This window comes from Acinetobacter sp. B-6, from assembly GCF_056930735.1.
Genome location: NZ_JBXPBY010000023.1, coordinates 33,679 through 52,321 on the forward strand (window position 1 = coordinate 33,679; position 18,643 = coordinate 52,321).

An 18,643-nucleotide genomic window follows, 5' to 3' on the forward strand; every position below is an offset into this window, starting at 1 on the left:
TTAAACATTTAAAAAATCTCTAAATATCATATCCACTACTTAAACTAAGGGATTTATCCAGTGAGATAAATCCCTTTTATGACTCTGCTTATTGTTAAATTGTATGATCCGCAACACGTTTCATGTATTGATTTAAGCGGGTAAAAAACACAATCTGCAAAAAAATCGTAAAGGCAGAAACACACCACTCATACCACATTTCAAAAGCAGTATTTTCAAGATTAAAAAATTGATAAATGCCGAGTAGAATCAAACCAAAAGCAATTCCCGCAACAGTGGTCTGCAACAAAATAGGGAATGAGAGTGCAGTGACACGATTCATAAAATGCACGCCCTCATCACCACCGTTTGCAGCATAGCAACGTTGAATGCCAACAAACATAATGATCAGCGTCAATATGCCTTCTAAACCAATCACACGAGCATCATAATAAGGTGAAAACATACCATAGTAATAAACTGCACTGACCACTAAAGCAGCGATCAAATAATAATTCTTATAATGGCGTTTTTCTAAAGTATCTTCTGCTAGTTCATGCGCCAAAGCTTTGGTATTCCAAAAATACATAAATATTATTTTCTCTTATTTCCATCATTTGCCGACACTGTACCTATTCTTAGATTAAAGATAAAGTCACAAACTCAAATATTCGTCTAATGCTTTTGATTTTTTCACAATCTTCAACATCAATTACATTTTTGAGCACACAAGAAAATAAAACTGCTTACAGCAGCTTAAATAAATTTCAGGTACAATCAATCGAAAAAAGGATAAATTGCAGGTTTTACATGTCTTCTGTTGTGCAGAAAACGGCGATTCGCGGACGTTTTCTTGATATTCAAAATACCGTTTCCCAAGCCACTCAAATTTTAGATCAAACGCGTTATATTGAAGATGGGTTATTGATTACTGAACAAGGTAAAATTATCTGGTTTGGTGATTGGGAAGCAGGGCAGTCGCAATTAAGTAATGATATGAGCGTTGATCATTATCCTGAACAGTTGATTGTACCTGGTTTTATCGACACTCATATTCATTTTCCACAAACAGAAATGGTGGGTGCCTATGGCGAACAATTATTAGAATGGCTCAATACCTATACCTTTCCAACAGAAATTCAATTTGCAGATAAAAACTACGCAGATAAAATCGCACAGTTTTTTGTTCATGAATTACTAAAAAATGGCACAACAACAGCACTGGTTTTCTGTACAGTACATCCGCAATCTGTGGATGCTTTATTTGAAGCTGCAGAACGTCATCAAATGCGCTTAATTGCGGGTAAGGTGATGATGGATCGTCATGCACCAGAAGAGCTGACCGATACTGCTGAAAGTGCTTATATCGACTCAAAAGCACTGATTGAAAAATGGCATGGCAAAGGTCGTAATCTTTATGCCATTACGCCACGCTTTGCACCAACCTCTACACCAGAACAGTTGGCAAAAGCAGGGCAATTAAAAGCAGAATATCCTGATGTTTATGTCCATACGCATTTAAGTGAAAATAAAAACGAAATTGCTTGGGTCAAAGAATTATTTCCAGAACAACAGGGATATTTAGATGTTTATCATCATTATGGGTTAACAGGGGAGCGTTCTGTTTTCGCCCATTGTGTTCATTTAGAAGAACACGAATGGGATTGTATGCATGCAACTGATTCTGCGATCGCATTCTGTCCAACCTCCAACTTATTCTTGGGCAGTGGTTTATTTCCATTAAAAAAATCTTGGGAAAAACAAGTCAAAGTTGGTCTTGGAACTGATATTGGCGCAGGCACCGCATTTTGCCACTTACAAACACTTAACGAAGCCTACAAAGTTCAGCAACTACAAGGCGATAAACTTTCAGCCATGGAATCGCTTTATCATGCAACGCTTGGTGGTGCTAAAGCGCTGCATTTAGATGATCGATTGGGCAATTTCAATGTAGGCAAAGAAGCTGACTTTGTCGTGCTGAATTTAAAAGCAACGGCATTACAGCAACTGCGTCAAGAGCGAGCAAAAAATATTGAAGATGCATTATTCGCCTTATTCACCATGGGGGATGACCGCAATATTCAAGCCACCTATATTTATGGACAAAAAGCCTATGCACAAGTCTGAAAAAAAACCTAAATCATCACCCTCCAAGAAAAAACTTCTTTTGATAGGGGGTGTTTTTATCGTATGTGCGCTGTTGTTAAAACAAGATGCGCACTAGACATTTAGCTTCAAATTTCGGCATTTACATTTTCAAATCGTAAAAAGGATGCATCTGAACCTGATATGTTTTAAAATTATGCCATCTTTTAGGGTGTTGCTAGTCAACACCTTTTTTAATTTTAGAATTTGATGTTTAAGTTTTAGGTATTTCCCATGACTGTTGAAATGAAAGTAATGATTTCTGCTGAAGAAATTCATGCAAAAGTTCAAGAACTTGGTAAAAAAATTGATGCGCATTATGCCAGTAGTGATAAAGAATTGGTTTTAATTGGCTTATTGCGTGGTTCAGTGATTTTTATGGCAGATTTATGCCGTGCCATTACTAAAACTCACGAGCTCGATTTTATGACGGTTTCAAGCTATGGTGGCAATACAACATCCTCTCGTGATGTCAGAATCCTAAAAGATCTAGACGGAGAAATTCGTGGAAAAGACATCTTGGTGGTAGAAGATATTATTGATTCAGGCAATACCTTGAGCAAAGTTTTAGAAATATTAAGTACTCGTCAACCGAATTCAATTGAACTGTGTACTTTAGTCAGCAAACCTTCTCGCCGTGAAATCGACTTAGACGTGAAATTTCTAGGCTTTGAAGTAGAAGATAAGTTCATTGTGGGTTATGGCTTAGATTATGATCAAAAATATCGCCATATTCCATTTATTGGAGAAATTGGTCTATAAGATCATCTTCGGTAAACCCATTTTACCTAAACTGATTTAAGCGACCACGGTCGCTTTTTTTATGGCTTCCCCCAGCAACCGTCGAACAAAAATGCAACAACTTGTAGCAAATCCAACCTTTTACTTCCTGTAAAAATATTTGAATATTAAATTAATTCGATGCAGTAACTCACGACAAAATAAAGAAAAAGGAGAAAGATTATGATGTCATTGATTAGTGCAATTGTGATTGGTTTTATTGCAGGTCTTATTGCTCGAGCAATCCATCCTGGTGATGATAAAGCAGGTTTTATTGTAACCACAGCGCTGGGGATCGTAGGTTCATTGGTTGCAACCTACGGCGGTCAATTATTAGGACTTTACCCTAAAGGTGCATCTGCCGGTTTTATTGCCTCTGTGGTGGGTGCAATTATCGTGTTATTTATTTACAACATGATTGCCAAACGAAGTTAAAATTTTGCATTTAGAAAAGCACCCATTCAGGGTGCTTTTTTTCTAAGTGCTTATGAAATTATCGTTTTATAATCCAAATTTGTTCCATAACTTCTCAATTTCTTCAGCAGGGTAGGCACCCATTGCTTTATAGCCATTTGAGAAAATAATTGCTGGTGTACCGTGTAGCGCTAATTTTTTACCTAATTCTAAATTACGCTCAATCGGTGTTGGACAATTTGCTGGTGCAGTGGGTTTTACCCCATTTTGAATCAAATTTTTCCATGCATATTCACGATTTGCCGAACACCAAACTTGCTTAGAAGGTAAAATAGATTGAGCCTTGATCGGGTAGATAAATGTATAAATCGTAACATCATTGAGCTTGGCTAGATTCCCTTCAAGCGCTTTGCAATATGGGCAATTTGGGTCAGAAAAGATGGCTAGCTGGCGCTTTCCATTCCCCCGTACTGTTTTTACTGCATCATTGAAAGGAAGACTTTTAAAATCAACTGTGTTTTTTTGAACAACCAGATCTTTGGTTAAATTATGTTGATCTTTTAAACGAATCATAGAACCAATAAAAATGTGTTGAGCATCTTCATCGACATATACAATTTGATTATCTAGCGTGCCACTATATAGTCCCTGCATTTCAGTCGGTCGTAATTGATCAATTTTGACATTGGGATAGTTCTGGCTAAGTTTTGCTTTCACTGTTTCAATACTGGCAAAGCTACTTCCACAAAAAACAAAACTTAAACTTAGTGCAATCAAGTGCTTTAACATAGATCAAAAAATCAGAATAGATATGGTGGATTATTAAAACACAATAGATTTATATACGTGTTTGAAAACTGTGATTCAACAAAATAAAACCATCTTAAAGTCGCTCAAACTCAGCTTTTGTGATCTCATCAACAAAACAAAAGCCTAACGTCTAAGCCGTTTCACGTGAAACAAAATTAAACATCGCAGTTTGATTAATTTCAACAGAAATATGAACCAACTCTTCATGAATTGATAAAGCTTGGCGAATCTGGTCCGCATTGATGGTTGGATCTTTAGACTCTAATGCCAAAATCACTGAAAACTTAGCTTTACCCACCTTCCAAACATGCAGATCGGTAATTTTTGCTTCAACATGAAAAGCAGCAATCACTTCACGGATTTCATCCACCACAGCATGATCCATTTCTGCATCAAGTAAGGTTTTTCCTGTTGCTTTGATGAGGCCAAAGGACCAACGCCCGACTAAAAGTGCGCCCACAATACCCAAAGTCGCATCCAAGAAATCCCAACCAAAATATTTACCAGCAAAAAGTGCGATAATTGCCAAAACGGAGGTCAATGCATCTGCAACAACATGCAGAAAAGCCGCTTTTTGATTTAAATCATGTCCATGATGTTCATCATGATCATGTGAATGATGGTGATGGTGATGGTGATGGTGATGGTGATGGTGATCATGCAGTAACCATGCACAGATTAAATTGACCAATAAACCTAAAATAGCAATTAGAATTGCTTCATTATAATGAATCTGAACAGGATGAAATAAACGTTCAATCGATTGAAAAGCCATAAATAAAGCCACAACCATCAGTAAAATTGCACTACTATAACCTGCTAAAATCTCTATTTTCCATGTACCAAAACTAAAACGAAAATCCTGCGCATAATGGCGCGCGGCTCGATAAGCAGCATAAGCCAAACCGAGCGCCAGCATATGTGAACTCATATGCCAACCATCAGCAAGTAATGCCATCGAATTAAAAATCCAGCCTCCCAGAATTTCAAACAGCATCATCAAACCTGTCAAAATGGTTGCCCATAAAATTTTCTTTTGTGCCAATGGATTACCTTCATCAAACTGATGAGTGTGTTCACGTTGTATAGTTTTAAATTGCATGTGGGCATAATCCTATATACTCCCCATGAGTATATTATTTTATTTTTAAATATACTATAAGGGAGTATATTTTTAGCGGATCAGTTTATGAGTCATGTCCATCAAGATAAAAAAGTCCTTAACCGTGTCAAACGTTTAAAAGGACAGCTGAATGCCATTGAAGAGGCATTGAATGATCAAAGTACTTCATGTATTTCGGTTCTCCAACAAGTCGCAGCAGTGAAAGGAGCCGTCAATGGTTTAATGAATGAATTAATTGAGCAACATCTCACTGAACATGTGATTCAAGACCCTGAAGCTGTTGATGCAAATGAGTTACAAGAATTTTTAAAATTGCTTAAACGTTATTCATAAAATAAGCTCAATACAGGTGATTAGATAAAGTCTTAAAGTTTTAATTGACCCCCTACTGATTAAGTTCTAAGCTTTTCGGTATATACGATTTCTTCGTTGCCGATCTTAATACTTATCTTCGGCATTTATCCGCAAGATTATTTGCACTTTAAGTCCTAGATCTATGAATCAGCAATCATGGCGTCCATTTCTCATGGTCAGTCTTGCCTTATGTATTGGCACCATCGGTACTGCACTTGCGAGTCCGTTATATCCAATCTATCAACAGCTTTGGCACCTGCTCCCGAGCCAAATCACTTATATCTTTGTTGCATATATGTTTGGTTGTTTAACTACCTTGCTGTTTTTAGGGCGTATGAGCAATAGCTTTGGCTTTATTCGTACCTTACAGATCGGCTTATTATTCGCTATTATTGGTCTGAGCCTCTCAGTTTTTGCCTCGAATAGTTATTATCTGGGTTTAGGTCGTTTCATTATCGGAATCGCATCTGGCTTAATCAGCACCTCGGCAATGCTAGGATTAATCTATACTATCCCAGATTCACACAAACAAAGTGCAGCACAATTAAGTTCAATTATTACCGTGATTGGTTTTGGGTTGGGACCTTTTATTGGCGGTGCAATTGCTCAATTTTCAGATCAACCACTAATCACACCTTATTTACCTGTCATTGTCGCAGCGCTACTGAGTTTATTCAGTTTATTTCGCATTAAAACTGTTCAATTTGAAAAACAATCTTTTTCCATTGCACCTCATTTACAATTACCAGAGACACAATATAAAGGCTTATTTTACATCACCAGTTTTAGTGCGTTTTGTGCTTTCGGATCATTCAGTTTATTTGCCTCTTTAGCGCCCTCGTTTATACGTGATGTTATTCCGTGGCATGGTCCTTTGGTCAGTGGTGCAACCATTGCCAGTATTTTAATGGTTTCCGCGATTGCTCAATTCGCTGCCAAATCAATGAATATGCACAAAGCCCTAAATATAGGACTGATTTTATTAATCAGTAGTTATTTGATTTTGTCTGTCTGTATGCTGATGCATTGGAGTTTTTTATTCTTTATCAGTGTGATTTTGGTTGGCATGGGACATGGGCTCAGTTTATTGAGTGCTTTTGCATTGATTCATCAAATGACCCAAATCGAAAATCGTGCCGCTGTGGTTTCAACATATTTGTTTATTGCTTATTTTGGTACGATTGTGCCAATTATTTCCGCAGGATACTTATCCGATCATTTTGGTTTAATGATCGGTGTTTTAGGCTTTTGTGCAGGAGTCGGCACATTATGCTGTTACTTATTGATTCAACATTTAAAAAACAAATACCGCTTAAAAATAGGTGCTTAGCACCTATTTTTAAATCAGTTATGGAACAATATCTATTTTAACCACTTCAATATCTGTTGGTTTGTAGCGATGCGTGTCGACTTCACCCACGATTTTTACTTTGGTGCCAGGCTTTAATTTTTTTAAATCAATCAGATCATCATCCACTTCGATTCCAATGGTTCCTGTACTGTCTTTTAATTCATAATGTTCATGCTTAATTTGACGCACAATCGAACCGGTTAAAGTTACCGCAGTTTCGTCACTGGCACGTAATGCTTGTTCAATGGTGATATTATTTTTCGCTGCTTCTTGAATAATCACATGATCTGCCTTACCCGCCCAGACATTTGAAGTGATCACGAATACTGCGAGGGAAAGCAATAAAGGAGACTTTTTCATAATACACCCTTTTGAATATGTTATTGATCTTACAGTAAACAATTCAAACTCAGATGTAAAATCAGCTTACAAAAGCACAACTTTTCATCAAAAAAGCTGACACTTGGTCAGCGTTCATGTTCACTATTTTAAGCTTATTTACCAATACAGAACGATCCAAAGATAACTCCCAAGAGATCATCAGCACTAAAATCACCTGTGATTTCACCCAAAGCGTTTTGGGCAAGTCGTAGTGATTCCGCAACCAACTCTCCTGCATGATAAACCACAAGTTGCTCATGTGCCTCTGCCAAATAGCGCTGTGTGCGCTTCATTGCGTCTAAATGGCGTGTTCGAGCAATAAAGGTATCTTCCTCAGGCTGAAAGCCTGCATGCGCTGTAATCGCATCTATGAGTACTTGCACGCCCACATCCTGTTTGGCTGAAACGGTGATATGGCGAAAACCTTGCAAATCATTTAATTCAGCAGATTGATCAGTGAGATCACACTTATTTCCAATCAGTATTAAACGCTTGTAATCTAAGTGGTTTTCAAAGTAATTTTGTGCAAGTTCTAAAGGATTTTCACCTTGGCTCAAGTCATAAACCAAGAGCAATAAATCGGCTTGCTCAATCTCTTTAATTGCACGACGAATGCCTTCTTTCTCGACCACATCGCCTGTTTCACGTAAACCTGCAGTGTCGGTTAAAGTGATCGGTAAGCCATTTAAACTAATTTTCTCATGCAACACATCACGTGTAGTTCCAGCAATATCCGTCACAATAGCACGATCATTACCCGCCAAGGCATTAAGCAATGAAGATTTACCTGCATTAGGTTTCCCAGCAATCACCACTTGCAGACCTTCACGTAGTAATTGACCTTGACGAGCCGATTGTTGTACCGCAGCAACCGAAGTTTGAACCTCTTCTAACAAACTCAGTATTTTCCCATCCGCCAAAAAGTCAATTTCTTCCTCTGGAAAATCAATTGCAGCTTCAACATGCAAGCGTAGATGGATCAGTTTCTCCAACACGGTATTTACCTTATTGGAAAATACACCTTGTAGGGAACGTACCGCAGAACGCGCTGCAGCTTGTGAGGTTGCATCAATCAAGTCAGCAATCGCTTCAGCTTGTACCAAATCCATTTTGCCATTTTCAAAGGCTCGCATGGAAAACTCACCAGCTTTGGCTGCAGTGGCACCAAGCTCCAATAAACGTGTCAGTAGCGCATTTTGAATCACTGGTCCGCCATGTCCCTGTAACTCAACCACATCTTCACCTGTAAAGGAATTTGGATTGGGAAAACAAATGGCTAAGCCTTCATCTAAGACTTCACCTTGATCGTCAAAAAATTGACGAAAACCAGCAAAACGTGCTTTGGGAAGATCTTTTTGTGTCAAAGCTTGCGCAATACTGTAAGCCTTTGGTCCAGAAAGACGAATCACACCTACACCACCACGTCCTGGTGGCGTCGCAATTGCGGCAATTGTGGTTTGGTTTACAGTGTTCGTCATCTAAATTTACTCAAACTTTGACAATAAAAAATCCGCCTAAGATTACCATCTTAAGCGGATTTTTTCAGCTATTGCTTAATCGTTAAAGATTAAACAACTTCATTTTCAACTTTGGCTTTTGCAACATTTTTATTGATAAACCACTGTTGCAGAATCGTGATCGAGTTGTTCACAATCCAATATAAAACCAAGCCAGCAGGGAAGAACAGCATAAATACTGTAAACATGATTGGCATGATTTTGAAAACTTTCGCCTGCATAGGGTCAGTCGGTTGTGGGTTCAATGATTGTTGAACAAACATCGTAACACCCATAATCAATGGAAGGATAAACCAAGGATCCATTGCAGACAAATCTTGAATCCACAGCATCCACGGTGCATGGCGAAGTTCTACAGACTCCATCAATACCCAATACAATGCTAAGAATATTGGCATTTGTAAAAGTAATGGTAAACAACCCGCCAATGGATTGACTTGTTCGCGTTTGTAAAGTGCCATCATTTCTTGAGAGAAACGCATACGGTCTTCACCAAACTCTTCTTTCATGCGTTGCATTTCTGGTGCAATCACACGCATTTTCGCCATAGAACGATAGCTCTTAGACGACAACGGCCAAAGAATAAGTTTAACTAATACAGTCAATAGAATGATTGACCAACCCCAGTTACCCACAAGGTTATGGAAGAACTGTAAACCTGCAAATAATAATTTGGCAATTGGCCATAACCAACCATAGTCTACAGTTTGGTTTAAACCTACCGCTAAATCTTTCAATTCAGACTGGATTTTTGGACCAGAGTAGAAAGTTGCATCAATGCTCATGGCTTTACCCGCTGGAACATTAATGGTTGGTGAAGTAAATCCAATGATGTTCATACCATCAGCAGATTTACGTGATTCCAATTTTGCCGTGTATTGCTGACCACCAAAGTGACCTGGCATCCAAGCACTTACGAAATAATGCTGAACGATCGCAACCCAGCCACCTTTTGCTTCAGTGTTGAGTTTTTCATCGGTAAAATTCGCAAATTTTAGCTTGTTATAATGCTCATCTGGTGTACCCCAAGCGCCACCCAAATAGGTTCCAAGTGTGAAAATACCTTGAGAGGTTTTTCCTGGATCATCTGAGTTATCACGCTTAATTTGACCAAACATTTGTCCTTGCCAATTTTGCGTACTACGGTTTACAACCTGATAGCTGACATCAATTGGGTATTGACCTTGTTTGAAACTAAACGTTTTGATGATTTCAACACCATCCGCTGTTTTAAATACCATCGGAACAGTTAAGACTTGAGAAGATTTACCTTCTTTGTCTTGTGCGGTTTTAGCATCAGCAAGGGTATAAGCACTTTTTTCAAACGCATAGCTTGGACGATCTGGTTTACTGTCTGGACCGTTCAATCCAATTAAACCAGATTGCGCAACATAGGTACGTTTTGCATCACTTTCAAGCATAACAAAAGGCTGATCACTGTCTTTGCTCTTGTCATGATTCAGTAATTCAATACGAACAATATCACCACCTTTTGGACTAATCCAAAGATGATAAAGATCAGTTTGTACTGAAATCAATTGTTGATTTGCTGTGGCTGGCGCAGCTGTATTTTGTTGTGCAGCAGCTATATTTGCTTGTGGAACATCGCTAGAAGCCGCAGTTGCTTGACCTTTTGGCAAATCGGCAGAGACATCATGCGCGACAACAGCCTGCGGAGTCGCAGCTTTTGTTGCATCATGACCATAGTCTTTTTGCCAAGCCAAAATGAGCAAATATGCGGTGACTAACATGGCCCCAAGGATTGCAAACCTGGCCCATTGTTGCATATCTATTACCCCAAGTGGTTAGAGTGATTTTGGTTCAATAAACGTTCACGCAAGGGTACAGGAACATGAAGCGTTTGAGAATCTATTTGCTGAAACGAAATAAAACGAATTGTTTTTTTTGGCACGGGATCATAACCATACCCGCCCCAAGGATGACAACGGCACACGCGTTTTGCAGCTAACCAGCTGCCTTTCATTGCGCCGTGCGTATGGATTGCTTCTAACGAATATTGAGAACAAGTCGGAATATAACGACAACGAGGTCCAATGAGAGGACTAATCGCAATTTGATAGAAACGAATCAACCAATGCAATAAACGAATCATTGGTTTCCTCTATTTTTGAGGGGAAGATTGAGCTATTTTATGGTGCTTTTTAACGATGCGTTGCAATTTTAACCAAGCAAATTGTAACTGCTGAAAAAGTTCAGCATTGGGTACGGCTTCTATGCCGACTTTAGGCATCACCACAATATCCAACAGATCAATATTTTGCTGGTTTAAGCGAAAACTTTCACGCGTTAAACGTTTTATTCGATTTCTTTCGTGCGCACGGCGCACTTTTTTCTTAGCAACAACGATACCCAAACGGCTTTTAGGCTGTTCGGTCACTTTTGCTAAGAATATAAAATGGGGTTGATGCACTTTAAAAAGCGCACCATCAAATACACCTTTGTAATCTGCAGCGCAGTGGATTCTCACCGCTGGGCTGAAACTATAAAGAGACATAACACCCAAGTCGTGTATTAACTGTTTAACGAATTAAACAGTTAAGCTGTGACGACCTTTTGCACGACGGCGAGCTAATACTTGACGACCAGCCTTAGTAGCCATACGAGCACGGAAACCATGAACGCGCTTACGCTTTAATTCAGATGGTTGGAATGTACGTTTCATATCGAAACTCCAAAATTGATCTTTCTAAAGGTTCGCGATTGTATTGTGCATTCTTTATGCTGTCAATGAATATACACATATCTCTTCTATATTCGATCATATTTGTTGCATTTTTACCCACATGAAATTTTAACTGTCTTTTGAGCTATAAAATCAACAAAAAAAGTATTCACAACATAACTTATTATTTTATAGTATAAATAAGAGTTACCAACAGATATATCCTCAAAGTTATCCATAACCTCATCTAGATTTAAATTCGTTCCCATGTTTTTAAATTTAAAAACCTGCTAATTTTGAATTTAAATTCATAACTTGGAGGTTATCCACAAAAAACTCGGTTCTTATAAATAAATTCAAATTTAAAATTTAAATTTATTATTATTAGTGTCGGTTATTTCTGTGGAAAACAGCTTTTTTACATTAAATAATAAAGATTTAAGCTGTGGGTATCTGTGTTTTTATTAATTTGATGGATTGTGGATAAGTTTATGTGATAATTTATCCACAGCATGTGGAAAACCTTATCCACAAGTGCTTTGAATTTAAATTTATTTACAGAAAGTTGCTTTTTTGAGCGAATTTACTTGAATTGTTCATGACAGATGTGGATAACTTGGTTAGAATGGCGACCCCTTTATCTATAGGGTAGGGGGAATGTTGTGTTTTTTGAATTTAAAATGGAATAGAGGGGTTTCACATGCTTTGGACGGACTGCTTAACTCGCTTGCGACAAGAGCTCTCTGATAATGTCTTTGCCATGTGGATTCGTCCGTTGGTTGCAGAAGAAGTCGAAGATACTTTAAAACTGTATGCACCTAATCCATATTGGACACGCTACATTCAAGAGCATCATTTAGAATTGATTTCAATCTTGGCAGAGCAATTATCTGAAGGTCGTATACGTAAAGTTGAAATTTTGGTTGATTCACGTCCAGGTGCAATCCTCTCTGCTGCTGAACAACCAGCAACGACTACTGCTGCTTTAGAACAACATACCAGCCCAACTATAGCATCGCCAAAAGTAAAAAAAGACAAAGAGCAAGACGTTGTTTCTGCAAAAAATGTGAAAAAGAGACAACTTAACCCATTGTTTAATTTTGCTTTATTTGTAGAGGGGCGTTCCAACCAAATGGCGGCAGAAACTTGTCGTAAAGTTTTGACTCAATTGGGTGAATCTCAGCATAATCCGCTGTTTCTTTATGGTCCAACAGGTCTCGGTAAAACACATTTAATGCAAGCGGTTGGAAATGCTTTATTACAGGCAAAACCAAATGCGCGCGTGATGTATATGACTGCTGAAAGTTTTGTCCAAGATTTTGTCAGCTCTTTGCAAAAAGGCAAGGTTGAGGAATTTAAAAAGAATTGTCGTTCTTTAGATTTATTATTGGTCGATGATATTCATCTATTGGCGGGTAAAGAAGCCAGTTTGGTTGAATTTTTCTATACATTCAATGCTTTATTAGATGAGTCTAAACAAATTATCTTAACTTCGGATCGCTATCCAAAAGAGTTAACAGAACTTGATCCACGTCTAGTCTCACGCTTTTCTTGGGGGTTGTCTGTTGGTGTAGAACCGCCTGATATCGAAACTCGAATCGAAATTTTACTGAAAAAAGCTGAAAGTAGTGGGATTGATCTCCCGCGAAATTGCGCATTGTTTATTGCTCAACAAGTGGTTGCCAATGTTCGTGAGCTTGAAGGCGCATTGAATAAAGTCGTCGCAATATCCCGTTTTAAAGGTGCTGCGATTGATTTGGAAGTGGTGCGTGAATCACTGAAAGACGTTTTGGCCATTCGTGCGCGGACGATCAGTACAGAAAATATTCAACGCGTGGTGAGTGAGTATTTCCGCATTCCATTGAAAGAATTAGTGGGTCCGAAAAGAACCCGTATTTATGCTCGACCGCGCCAATTGGCTATGGGCTTGGCTCGTGAATTAACTGGGGATAGCTTCCCGGAAATTGGTATGGCATTTGGTGGTCGCGATCATAGTACGGTCATGCATGCTTGTGAAAAAGTGCAGAGCTTACGTGATGAAGACCCAATTTTTAATGAGGATTATAAAAACCTCATGCGTCTGTTACAAAGCTAAAATTTGTACAAATTATACGCTTGCAATGCGGCATAAACTGCCGCATAGTACGTCATTAAAAAAATTTATTATCTGTCTTTTCTGTCAAATTTAGTTAGAGGATTTCCACCGTGCGTTTGAAAATCGCGAAAGAGAGCTTACTCAATGTTTTATCCCATGTGGTTGGAGCTGTTGAACGTCGCCATACTTTGAATATTCTTTCAAACGTGAAAATTCAAGCTACAAATCAAGCGCTTACCATTACTGGTTCAGACTTGGAAGTCGAGTTGGTTGCCAGCACAACCTTAGCGGATGGTGCATGTTTACAAGCTGGGGAAACAACTGTTCCTGCGCGTAAATTGGTGGATATCTGCAAATCCTTACCATCGGCAGCATTGATTGATTTACAGATTACTGAAGACCAGCGTTGTATTTTAAAATCAGGAAATAGCCGCTTTGTTTTGGGAACTTTGCCAGCAGAAGATTATCCATTATTGACCAATGAGCATAGTCAAGGCACACAAGTTCAAGTGACTGAACGTGAATTAAAGCGTTTATTTGAAAAAACCTCTTTTGCCATGGCTGTGCAAGATGTGCGTTTTTATCTGACTGGAACTTTATTGGAAATTGATGAAAATCAATTACGTGCTGTGACGACTGATGGACACCGTTTGGCACTGTGCGAAACCTTAGCATCATCAACTGCAACCCAGTTGGTACAAGCGATTGTTCCACGTAAAGCGGTAGGGGAACTACAACGCCTTCTCAGCATCGAAGATGAACAATTGACCTTGTTGATTGGTCGCGAACTGTTGAATGTGACCATTCAAACACCAAGCCGTGATAAAGAGCAAGGTGACATTACTGTACGTTTCACGACAAAATTAATCGATGGTAAGTTCCCAGACTATCGTCGTGTGATTCCGCGTGGTGGCGATAAAGTGGTTCATATCCCGCATGATGTGTTCAAGCAATCATTACAACGTGTTGCGATTTTAAGTAATGAGAAATTACGTGGTGTGTTTTTGAATTTTAATGCAGATTCTTTGCAATTGCGTGCAAACAACCCTGAACAAGATGAGGCGATTGAGGATCTAGCCATTCAATACGCCAATGCACCTATGGAAATGTCATTTAATGCGCAATATATTTTAGATGTATTGAGTGTTTTAGATGGTGATGATGTTGCGATGACCATGTCTGAAGCAAATCAGTCGGTATTGGTTCAAGATCCAACCCAATCCAATCAAACCTATGTTGTCATGCCAATGCGTGTTTAATTGATTTATTTTTTAAATCATTTGTTATGCATATTACGCGTTTAAATATACAACGTGTTCGAAATCTTAAGACGGTTGCTCTCCAAGAGTTGCAACCGTTTAATGTTTTTTATGGACAAAATGGATCTGGAAAAACCTCGATTTTAGAAGCCATTCATCTATTGGCAACTGGACGTTCCTTTCGAACTCATATTCCTAAAAATTACATTCAAAACAATCAAGCTGATGCGATTGTCTTTGCGCAATCTATGACTGAAAAAATCGGTATGCAGAAACTACAGAGTGGTGAGCAACTGATTAAAGTCAATGGCGATACTGTGGCAACACAAGGGCAACTTGCCAAAATTCTACCTTTGCAACTGATTGATCCTTTAAGTACCGATATCATTGACCATGGCGCAAAGCCACGGCGACAATTGCTTGATTGGTTGATGTTTCACGTGGAACCAGATTTTTATCATGCATGGCAATATTATTCGCGAGCTTTGAAACAACGCAATACGTTGCTGAAATCGCAACGCAACCTGTCTTTGCAAGATTTGGAACCGTGGAACAAAATGCTCAGTGATTATGGTGAAATGTTGCATTCTCAGCGCGTCGAAATAGTCGATCGTTGGAAACAATATTTACAAGAAGATTTGGCGCAATTACTTCCTGATTTAAGCATTGATATGGAGTATAACGCAGGGTTCCATGTGGAACATGGCTTAGCCAATGACCTCATTCAATATCATCAAAAAGATGTTGATCGTCGCTATACTGAATACGGTCCGCACCGTGCTGACATCCGACTGAAAACCCCAATGGGGGATGCTGATGTGGTACTGTCCAGAGGGCAAAAAAAGTTACTAATAATGGCGTTAAAACTCTCACAAATTGCCATGTTACATGCCTGTAATAAGGAAACTGTGGTATTATTAGATGATGTAACAGCAGAATTAGATTTAAGTGCACAACAACGTTTAATTGAGCGATTGAGCCAACTTGGTAGTCAAGTTTTTATTACCACACTAGACCATGAATCAGTAAAAAAACATTTGCATGATTTGTCTATTTCCTACCAGTTATTTCAGGTGGATCAAGGTCAGGTAAGTGTTGTTGCAACATGATTTTAGATTTTAACCAATTTTGGAAAGACCTATTTTTCACTAGGGAGAAACCATGAGTTCAGAAGATCAAATCGCTTCTCAGACAGAACAAACCAATGAAAAGGCTTATGATTCCTCTAGTATCAAAGTATTACGTGGTCTAGATGCAGTTCGTAAACGTCCAGGTATGTATATTGGTGATACTGATGATGGTTCAGGTTTACACCATATGGTTTTCGAAGTCGTCGATAATGCGATTGATGAAGCCTTAGCAGGTCACTGTGATGAAATTTTAGTGACGATTCATGAAGATGAATCTGTCAGTGTTGCAGATAATGGGCGTGGTATTCCTACTGATATTCATCCAGAGGAAGGTGTTTCTGCGGCAGAAGTAATTCTGACCATTCTACACGCTGGCGGTAAGTTTGATGATAACAGCTATAAAGTATCAGGTGGTTTGCATGGTGTAGGTGTTTCGGTCGTAAATGCACTATCGAGCAAACTTGAATTAACGATCCACCGTGCTGGGCATATTCACCAACAAGAATACAAACATGGTGATCCTGTATATCCCTTGAAAGTGATCGGTGATATTGAAACAACAGGAACCACTGTGCGTTTCTGGCCAAGTGCAGAAACCTTCAGTCAAACGATTTTTAATGTGGATATTTTGGCACGTCGTTTACGTGAGCTGTCATTCTTAAATGCTGGTGTACGTATTGTTCTTCGTGACGAACGTGTCGCTTTAGAGCATATCTTCGATTTTGAAGGTGGTTTATCTGAATTTGTAAAATACATCAATCAAGGTAAAACGCATCTGAATGAAATCTTCCATTTTACTACGCAAGCTGAAAATGGAATTGGTGTTGAAGTCGCATTACAGTGGAACGATACTTATCAGGAAAATGTACGTTGTTTCACCAATAACATTCCACAAAAAGATGGTGGAACGCATTTGGCTGGTTTCCGTGCAGCATTAACACGTGGCTTAAACAGCTACATGGAAAATGAAAACTTACTCAAAAAAGAGAAAGTTGCCGTAACTGGTGATGATGCGCGTGAAGGCTTAACAGCAATCGTTTCAGTGAAAGTGCCTGACCCTAAGTTTTCATCACAAACCAAGGAAAAATTGGTATCAAGTGAAGTAAAACCTGCGGTAGAACAGGCAATGAACAAGGCTTTCTCTGAATACTTGTTGGAGAATCCTCAAGCAGCCAAATCGATTGCAGGAAAAATTATTGATGCTGCACGTGCGCGTGATGCGGCGCGTAAAGCACGTGAAATGACGCGTCGTAAAAGTGCGCTTGATATTGCGGGTTTACCAGGTAAATTGGCAGATTGCCAAGAAAAAGATCCAGCACTTTCTGAATTATACTTGGTCGAGGGTGACTCTGCGGGCGGTTCTGCAAAGCAGGGACGTAATCGTAAGATGCAAGCCATTCTTCCATTAAAGGGTAAAATTCTCAATGTCGAGCGTGCTCGATTCGACAAGATGATTTCATCTCAAGAAGTGGGAACGCTGATTACTGCACTAGGATGTGGTATTGGGCGTGAAGAATATAATCCAGACAAATTACGCTATCATAAAATCATTATCATGACCGATGCGGACGTGGATGGTTCACATATTCGTACCTTGCTGCTGACTTTCTTCTTCCGTCAAATGCCTGAGCTTGTAGAACGTGGTTATATCTACATTGCGCAGCCTCCATTGTATAAGTTGAAGAAAGGTAAACAAGAGCAATACATCAAAGATGATGAAGCGCTTGAAACTTATCTGATTTCCAATGCAATTGATGAGTTAGAGTTGCACGTAAGTGCAGATGCACCTGCTATTCGTGGTGTGGCACTGGAAAAAGTGATCTCAGATTATCAAACTTCACAAAAAAGCTTGAATCGTTTAACGCTACGTTATCCAGCAACTTTGCTGGATGGTTTGTTAAGTTTAGATGCTTATAAACTTGATCAAAATCATGATCAAAATTATGTACAGCAATGGGCGGAAAAGCTTCAATCTGCTATTGGTGCAGCTCAACCAAGCCTTCGTCCTGAGTTGAGTCTAGAGGCATTCGATAAAGACAATGCTGACGGAACTAAAACGACAGTTTATTTCCCACGTATTACCGTATATGTGCATAACTTACCGCATAGCTATTTATTAGATGCAGGTTTATTGGCATCGAGTGAATATAAACGTTTATTGCAAAATTCTAAGAGCTGGTTCAGTTTGTTGGAAGATGGCGCTTATTTGCAAAAAGGTGAGCGTAAAATCAACGTTTCAACCTTCCACCAAGTGTGGCAACACATCTTAAGTGACTCTCGTCGTGGCATGATGATCCAACGCTATAAAGGTTTGGGTGAAATGAATGCGGAGCAGCTTTGGGAAACCACAATGGATCCCGAAAACCGTAATATGCTTCAAGTGACGATTGATGATGCAATTGAAGCAGATCGTATGTTTGCGTGTTTGATGGGTGATGACGTAGAACCACGTCGTGCTTTCATTGAAGAAAATGCACTCAATGCTGATATTGATGCTTAATTGAAGAAATGCAGTGCAAAAAAAGGGAATAAACTTTGGTTTGTTCCCTTTTTTTGTGATTAATAATTTAAATATATGATTCTAAATTTAAAAAGAGAGCAATAAAAAACCAGTTTATGGAA

General features: G+C 38.9%; 18 protein-coding genes. 9 read left to right on the plus strand and 9 right to left on the minus strand.

Annotated features, from left to right (window positions below; all coding sequences use genetic code 11):
* Positions 1–94: 94 nt before the first annotated feature.
* Positions 95–568 carry a hypothetical protein gene (locus AC1Z3T_RS20390; RefSeq protein WP_004824006.1) on the minus strand — a complete coding sequence of 158 codons (474 nt, stop codon included), beginning with the start codon at positions 566–568 and terminating at the stop codon, positions 95–97.
* A 221-nt stretch (positions 569–789) separates the two neighbouring features.
* On the opposite strand from AC1Z3T_RS20390, the gene guaD reads away from it, so the two are divergent.
* The 3 genes from guaD to AC1Z3T_RS20405 all read left to right on the plus strand — a co-directional run bounded on the left by guaD (position 790) and on the right by AC1Z3T_RS20405 (position 3,339).
* Positions 790–2,106 carry a guanine deaminase gene (guaD, locus tag AC1Z3T_RS20395; RefSeq protein WP_100886233.1) on the plus strand — a complete coding sequence of 439 codons (1,317 nt, stop codon included), beginning with the start codon at positions 790–792 and terminating at the stop codon, positions 2,104–2,106.
* 252 nt (positions 2,107–2,358) lie between these two features.
* Positions 2,359–2,886, plus strand: a complete 528-nt coding sequence (gene hpt, locus AC1Z3T_RS20400) for a hypoxanthine phosphoribosyltransferase (protein ID WP_005034840.1) — start codon at positions 2,359–2,361, stop codon at positions 2,884–2,886.
* A 201-nt stretch (positions 2,887–3,087) separates the two neighbouring features.
* Complete coding sequence (locus AC1Z3T_RS20405; protein ID WP_004824000.1) at positions 3,088–3,339, plus strand: GlsB/YeaQ/YmgE family stress response membrane protein; 252 nt, start codon at positions 3,088–3,090, stop codon at positions 3,337–3,339.
* Positions 3,340–3,405: 66 nt separating this feature from the next.
* Here AC1Z3T_RS20405 and AC1Z3T_RS20410 read toward each other — a convergent pair whose 3' ends face one another.
* The gene (locus AC1Z3T_RS20410) at positions 3,406–4,107 is read right to left on the minus strand and encodes a DsbC family protein (RefSeq protein WP_100886234.1); all 702 of its coding nucleotides are present in this window, start codon (positions 4,105–4,107) and stop codon (positions 3,406–3,408) included.
* A 151-nt stretch (positions 4,108–4,258) separates the two neighbouring features.
* Entirely contained in the window at positions 4,259–5,230 is a 972-nt protein-coding gene (gene dmeF, locus AC1Z3T_RS20415; protein ID WP_483396934.1) for a CDF family Co(II)/Ni(II) efflux transporter DmeF, read from the minus strand.
* Between the two features lie 87 nt (positions 5,231–5,317).
* On the opposite strand from dmeF, the gene AC1Z3T_RS20420 reads away from it, so the two are divergent.
* Entirely contained in the window at positions 5,318–5,584 is a 267-nt protein-coding gene (locus tag AC1Z3T_RS20420) for a metal/formaldehyde-sensitive transcriptional repressor (protein ID WP_004823994.1), read from the plus strand.
* A gap of 163 nt (positions 5,585–5,747) precedes the next feature.
* Positions 5,748–6,935, plus strand: coding sequence for an MFS transporter (locus AC1Z3T_RS20425; RefSeq protein WP_100886236.1), 1,188 nt, complete (start codon positions 5,748–5,750; stop codon positions 6,933–6,935).
* A gap of 18 nt (positions 6,936–6,953) precedes the next feature.
* Here the strand turns inward: AC1Z3T_RS20425 and AC1Z3T_RS20430 are convergent, their stop codons facing one another.
* The 6 genes from AC1Z3T_RS20430 to rpmH form a co-directional block, all read right to left on the minus strand.
* Positions 6,954–7,316, minus strand: a complete 363-nt coding sequence (locus AC1Z3T_RS20430; RefSeq protein WP_009584746.1) for a NirD/YgiW/YdeI family stress tolerance protein — start codon at positions 7,314–7,316, stop codon at positions 6,954–6,956.
* A 134-nt stretch (positions 7,317–7,450) separates the two neighbouring features.
* Positions 7,451–8,815: a tRNA uridine-5-carboxymethylaminomethyl(34) synthesis GTPase MnmE gene (gene mnmE, locus AC1Z3T_RS20435; protein WP_046759640.1), complete on the minus strand. Its 1,365-nt coding sequence runs from the start codon at positions 8,813–8,815 to the stop codon at positions 7,451–7,453.
* Between the two features lie 89 nt (positions 8,816–8,904).
* Positions 8,905–10,641 (minus strand): membrane protein insertase YidC, encoded by a 1,737-nt coding sequence (gene yidC, locus AC1Z3T_RS20440; RefSeq protein WP_004823987.1) that lies wholly within the window; start codon positions 10,639–10,641, stop codon positions 8,905–8,907.
* Between the two features lie 5 nt (positions 10,642–10,646).
* A complete protein-coding gene (gene yidD, locus AC1Z3T_RS20445) occupies positions 10,647–10,967 on the minus strand; it encodes a membrane protein insertion efficiency factor YidD (protein WP_005034824.1) in 321 nt (106 codons plus the stop codon).
* 9 nt (positions 10,968–10,976) lie between these two features.
* Positions 10,977–11,369 carry a ribonuclease P protein component gene (gene rnpA / locus AC1Z3T_RS20450; protein ID WP_004823984.1) on the minus strand — a complete coding sequence of 131 codons (393 nt, stop codon included), beginning with the start codon at positions 11,367–11,369 and terminating at the stop codon, positions 10,977–10,979.
* A gap of 33 nt (positions 11,370–11,402) precedes the next feature.
* Positions 11,403–11,537 (minus strand): 50S ribosomal protein L34, encoded by a 135-nt coding sequence (gene rpmH / locus AC1Z3T_RS20455; RefSeq protein WP_000831329.1) that lies wholly within the window; start codon positions 11,535–11,537, stop codon positions 11,403–11,405.
* A gap of 700 nt (positions 11,538–12,237) precedes the next feature.
* On the opposite strand from rpmH, the gene dnaA reads away from it, so the two are divergent.
* The 4 genes from dnaA (at position 12,238) to gyrB (ending at position 18,521) form a co-directional block, all read left to right on the plus strand.
* Positions 12,238–13,632 carry a chromosomal replication initiator protein DnaA gene (dnaA, locus tag AC1Z3T_RS20460; protein WP_004823982.1) on the plus strand — a complete coding sequence of 465 codons (1,395 nt, stop codon included), beginning with the start codon at positions 12,238–12,240 and terminating at the stop codon, positions 13,630–13,632.
* A gap of 110 nt (positions 13,633–13,742) precedes the next feature.
* A complete protein-coding gene (dnaN, locus tag AC1Z3T_RS20465; protein WP_004823980.1) occupies positions 13,743–14,891 on the plus strand; it encodes a DNA polymerase III subunit beta in 1,149 nt (382 codons plus the stop codon).
* A 26-nt stretch (positions 14,892–14,917) separates the two neighbouring features.
* A complete protein-coding gene (recF, locus tag AC1Z3T_RS20470; RefSeq protein ID WP_100884259.1) occupies positions 14,918–16,000 on the plus strand; it encodes a DNA replication/repair protein RecF in 1,083 nt (360 codons plus the stop codon).
* A gap of 52 nt (positions 16,001–16,052) precedes the next feature.
* Positions 16,053–18,521, plus strand: a complete 2,469-nt coding sequence (gene gyrB, locus AC1Z3T_RS20475) for a DNA topoisomerase (ATP-hydrolyzing) subunit B (protein WP_004823977.1) — start codon at positions 16,053–16,055, stop codon at positions 18,519–18,521.
* The last annotated feature ends 122 nt before the right edge of the window (positions 18,522–18,643 follow it).

Bases quoted from the DNA above. Each gene is read 5' to 3' on its own strand.
- AC1Z3T_RS20390 (WP_004824006.1), bottom strand. From the start codon at position 568: ATGTATTTTTGGAATACCAAAGCTTTGGCGCATGAACTAGCAGAAGAT.
- guaD (WP_100886233.1), top strand. From the start codon at position 790: ATGTCTTCTGTTGTGCAGAAAACGGCGATTCGCGGACGTTTTCTTGAT.
- hpt (WP_005034840.1), top strand. From the start codon at position 2,359: ATGACTGTTGAAATGAAAGTAATGATTTCTGCTGAAGAAATTCATGCA.
- AC1Z3T_RS20405 (WP_004824000.1), top strand. From the start codon at position 3,088: ATGATGTCATTGATTAGTGCAATTGTGATTGGTTTTATTGCAGGTCTT.
- AC1Z3T_RS20410 (WP_100886234.1), bottom strand. From the start codon at position 4,107: ATGTTAAAGCACTTGATTGCACTAAGTTTAAGTTTTGTTTTTTGTGGA.
- dmeF (WP_483396934.1), bottom strand. From the start codon at position 5,230: ATGCAATTTAAAACTATACAACGTGAACACACTCATCAGTTTGATGAA.
- AC1Z3T_RS20420 (WP_004823994.1), top strand. From the start codon at position 5,318: ATGAGTCATGTCCATCAAGATAAAAAAGTCCTTAACCGTGTCAAACGT.
- AC1Z3T_RS20425 (WP_100886236.1), top strand. From the start codon at position 5,748: ATGAATCAGCAATCATGGCGTCCATTTCTCATGGTCAGTCTTGCCTTA.
- AC1Z3T_RS20430 (WP_009584746.1), bottom strand. From the start codon at position 7,316: ATGAAAAAGTCTCCTTTATTGCTTTCCCTCGCAGTATTCGTGATCACT.
- mnmE (WP_046759640.1), bottom strand. From the start codon at position 8,815: ATGACGAACACTGTAAACCAAACCACAATTGCCGCAATTGCGACGCCA.
- yidC (WP_004823987.1), bottom strand. From the start codon at position 10,641: ATGCAACAATGGGCCAGGTTTGCAATCCTTGGGGCCATGTTAGTCACC.
- yidD (WP_005034824.1), bottom strand. From the start codon at position 10,967: ATGATTCGTTTATTGCATTGGTTGATTCGTTTCTATCAAATTGCGATT.
- rnpA (WP_004823984.1), bottom strand. From the start codon at position 11,369: ATGTCTCTTTATAGTTTCAGCCCAGCGGTGAGAATCCACTGCGCTGCA.
- rpmH (WP_000831329.1), bottom strand. From the start codon at position 11,537: ATGAAACGTACATTCCAACCATCTGAATTAAAGCGTAAGCGCGTTCAT.
- dnaA (WP_004823982.1), top strand. From the start codon at position 12,238: ATGCTTTGGACGGACTGCTTAACTCGCTTGCGACAAGAGCTCTCTGAT.
- recF (WP_100884259.1), top strand. From the start codon at position 14,918: ATGCATATTACGCGTTTAAATATACAACGTGTTCGAAATCTTAAGACG.
- gyrB (WP_004823977.1), top strand. From the start codon at position 16,053: ATGAGTTCAGAAGATCAAATCGCTTCTCAGACAGAACAAACCAATGAA.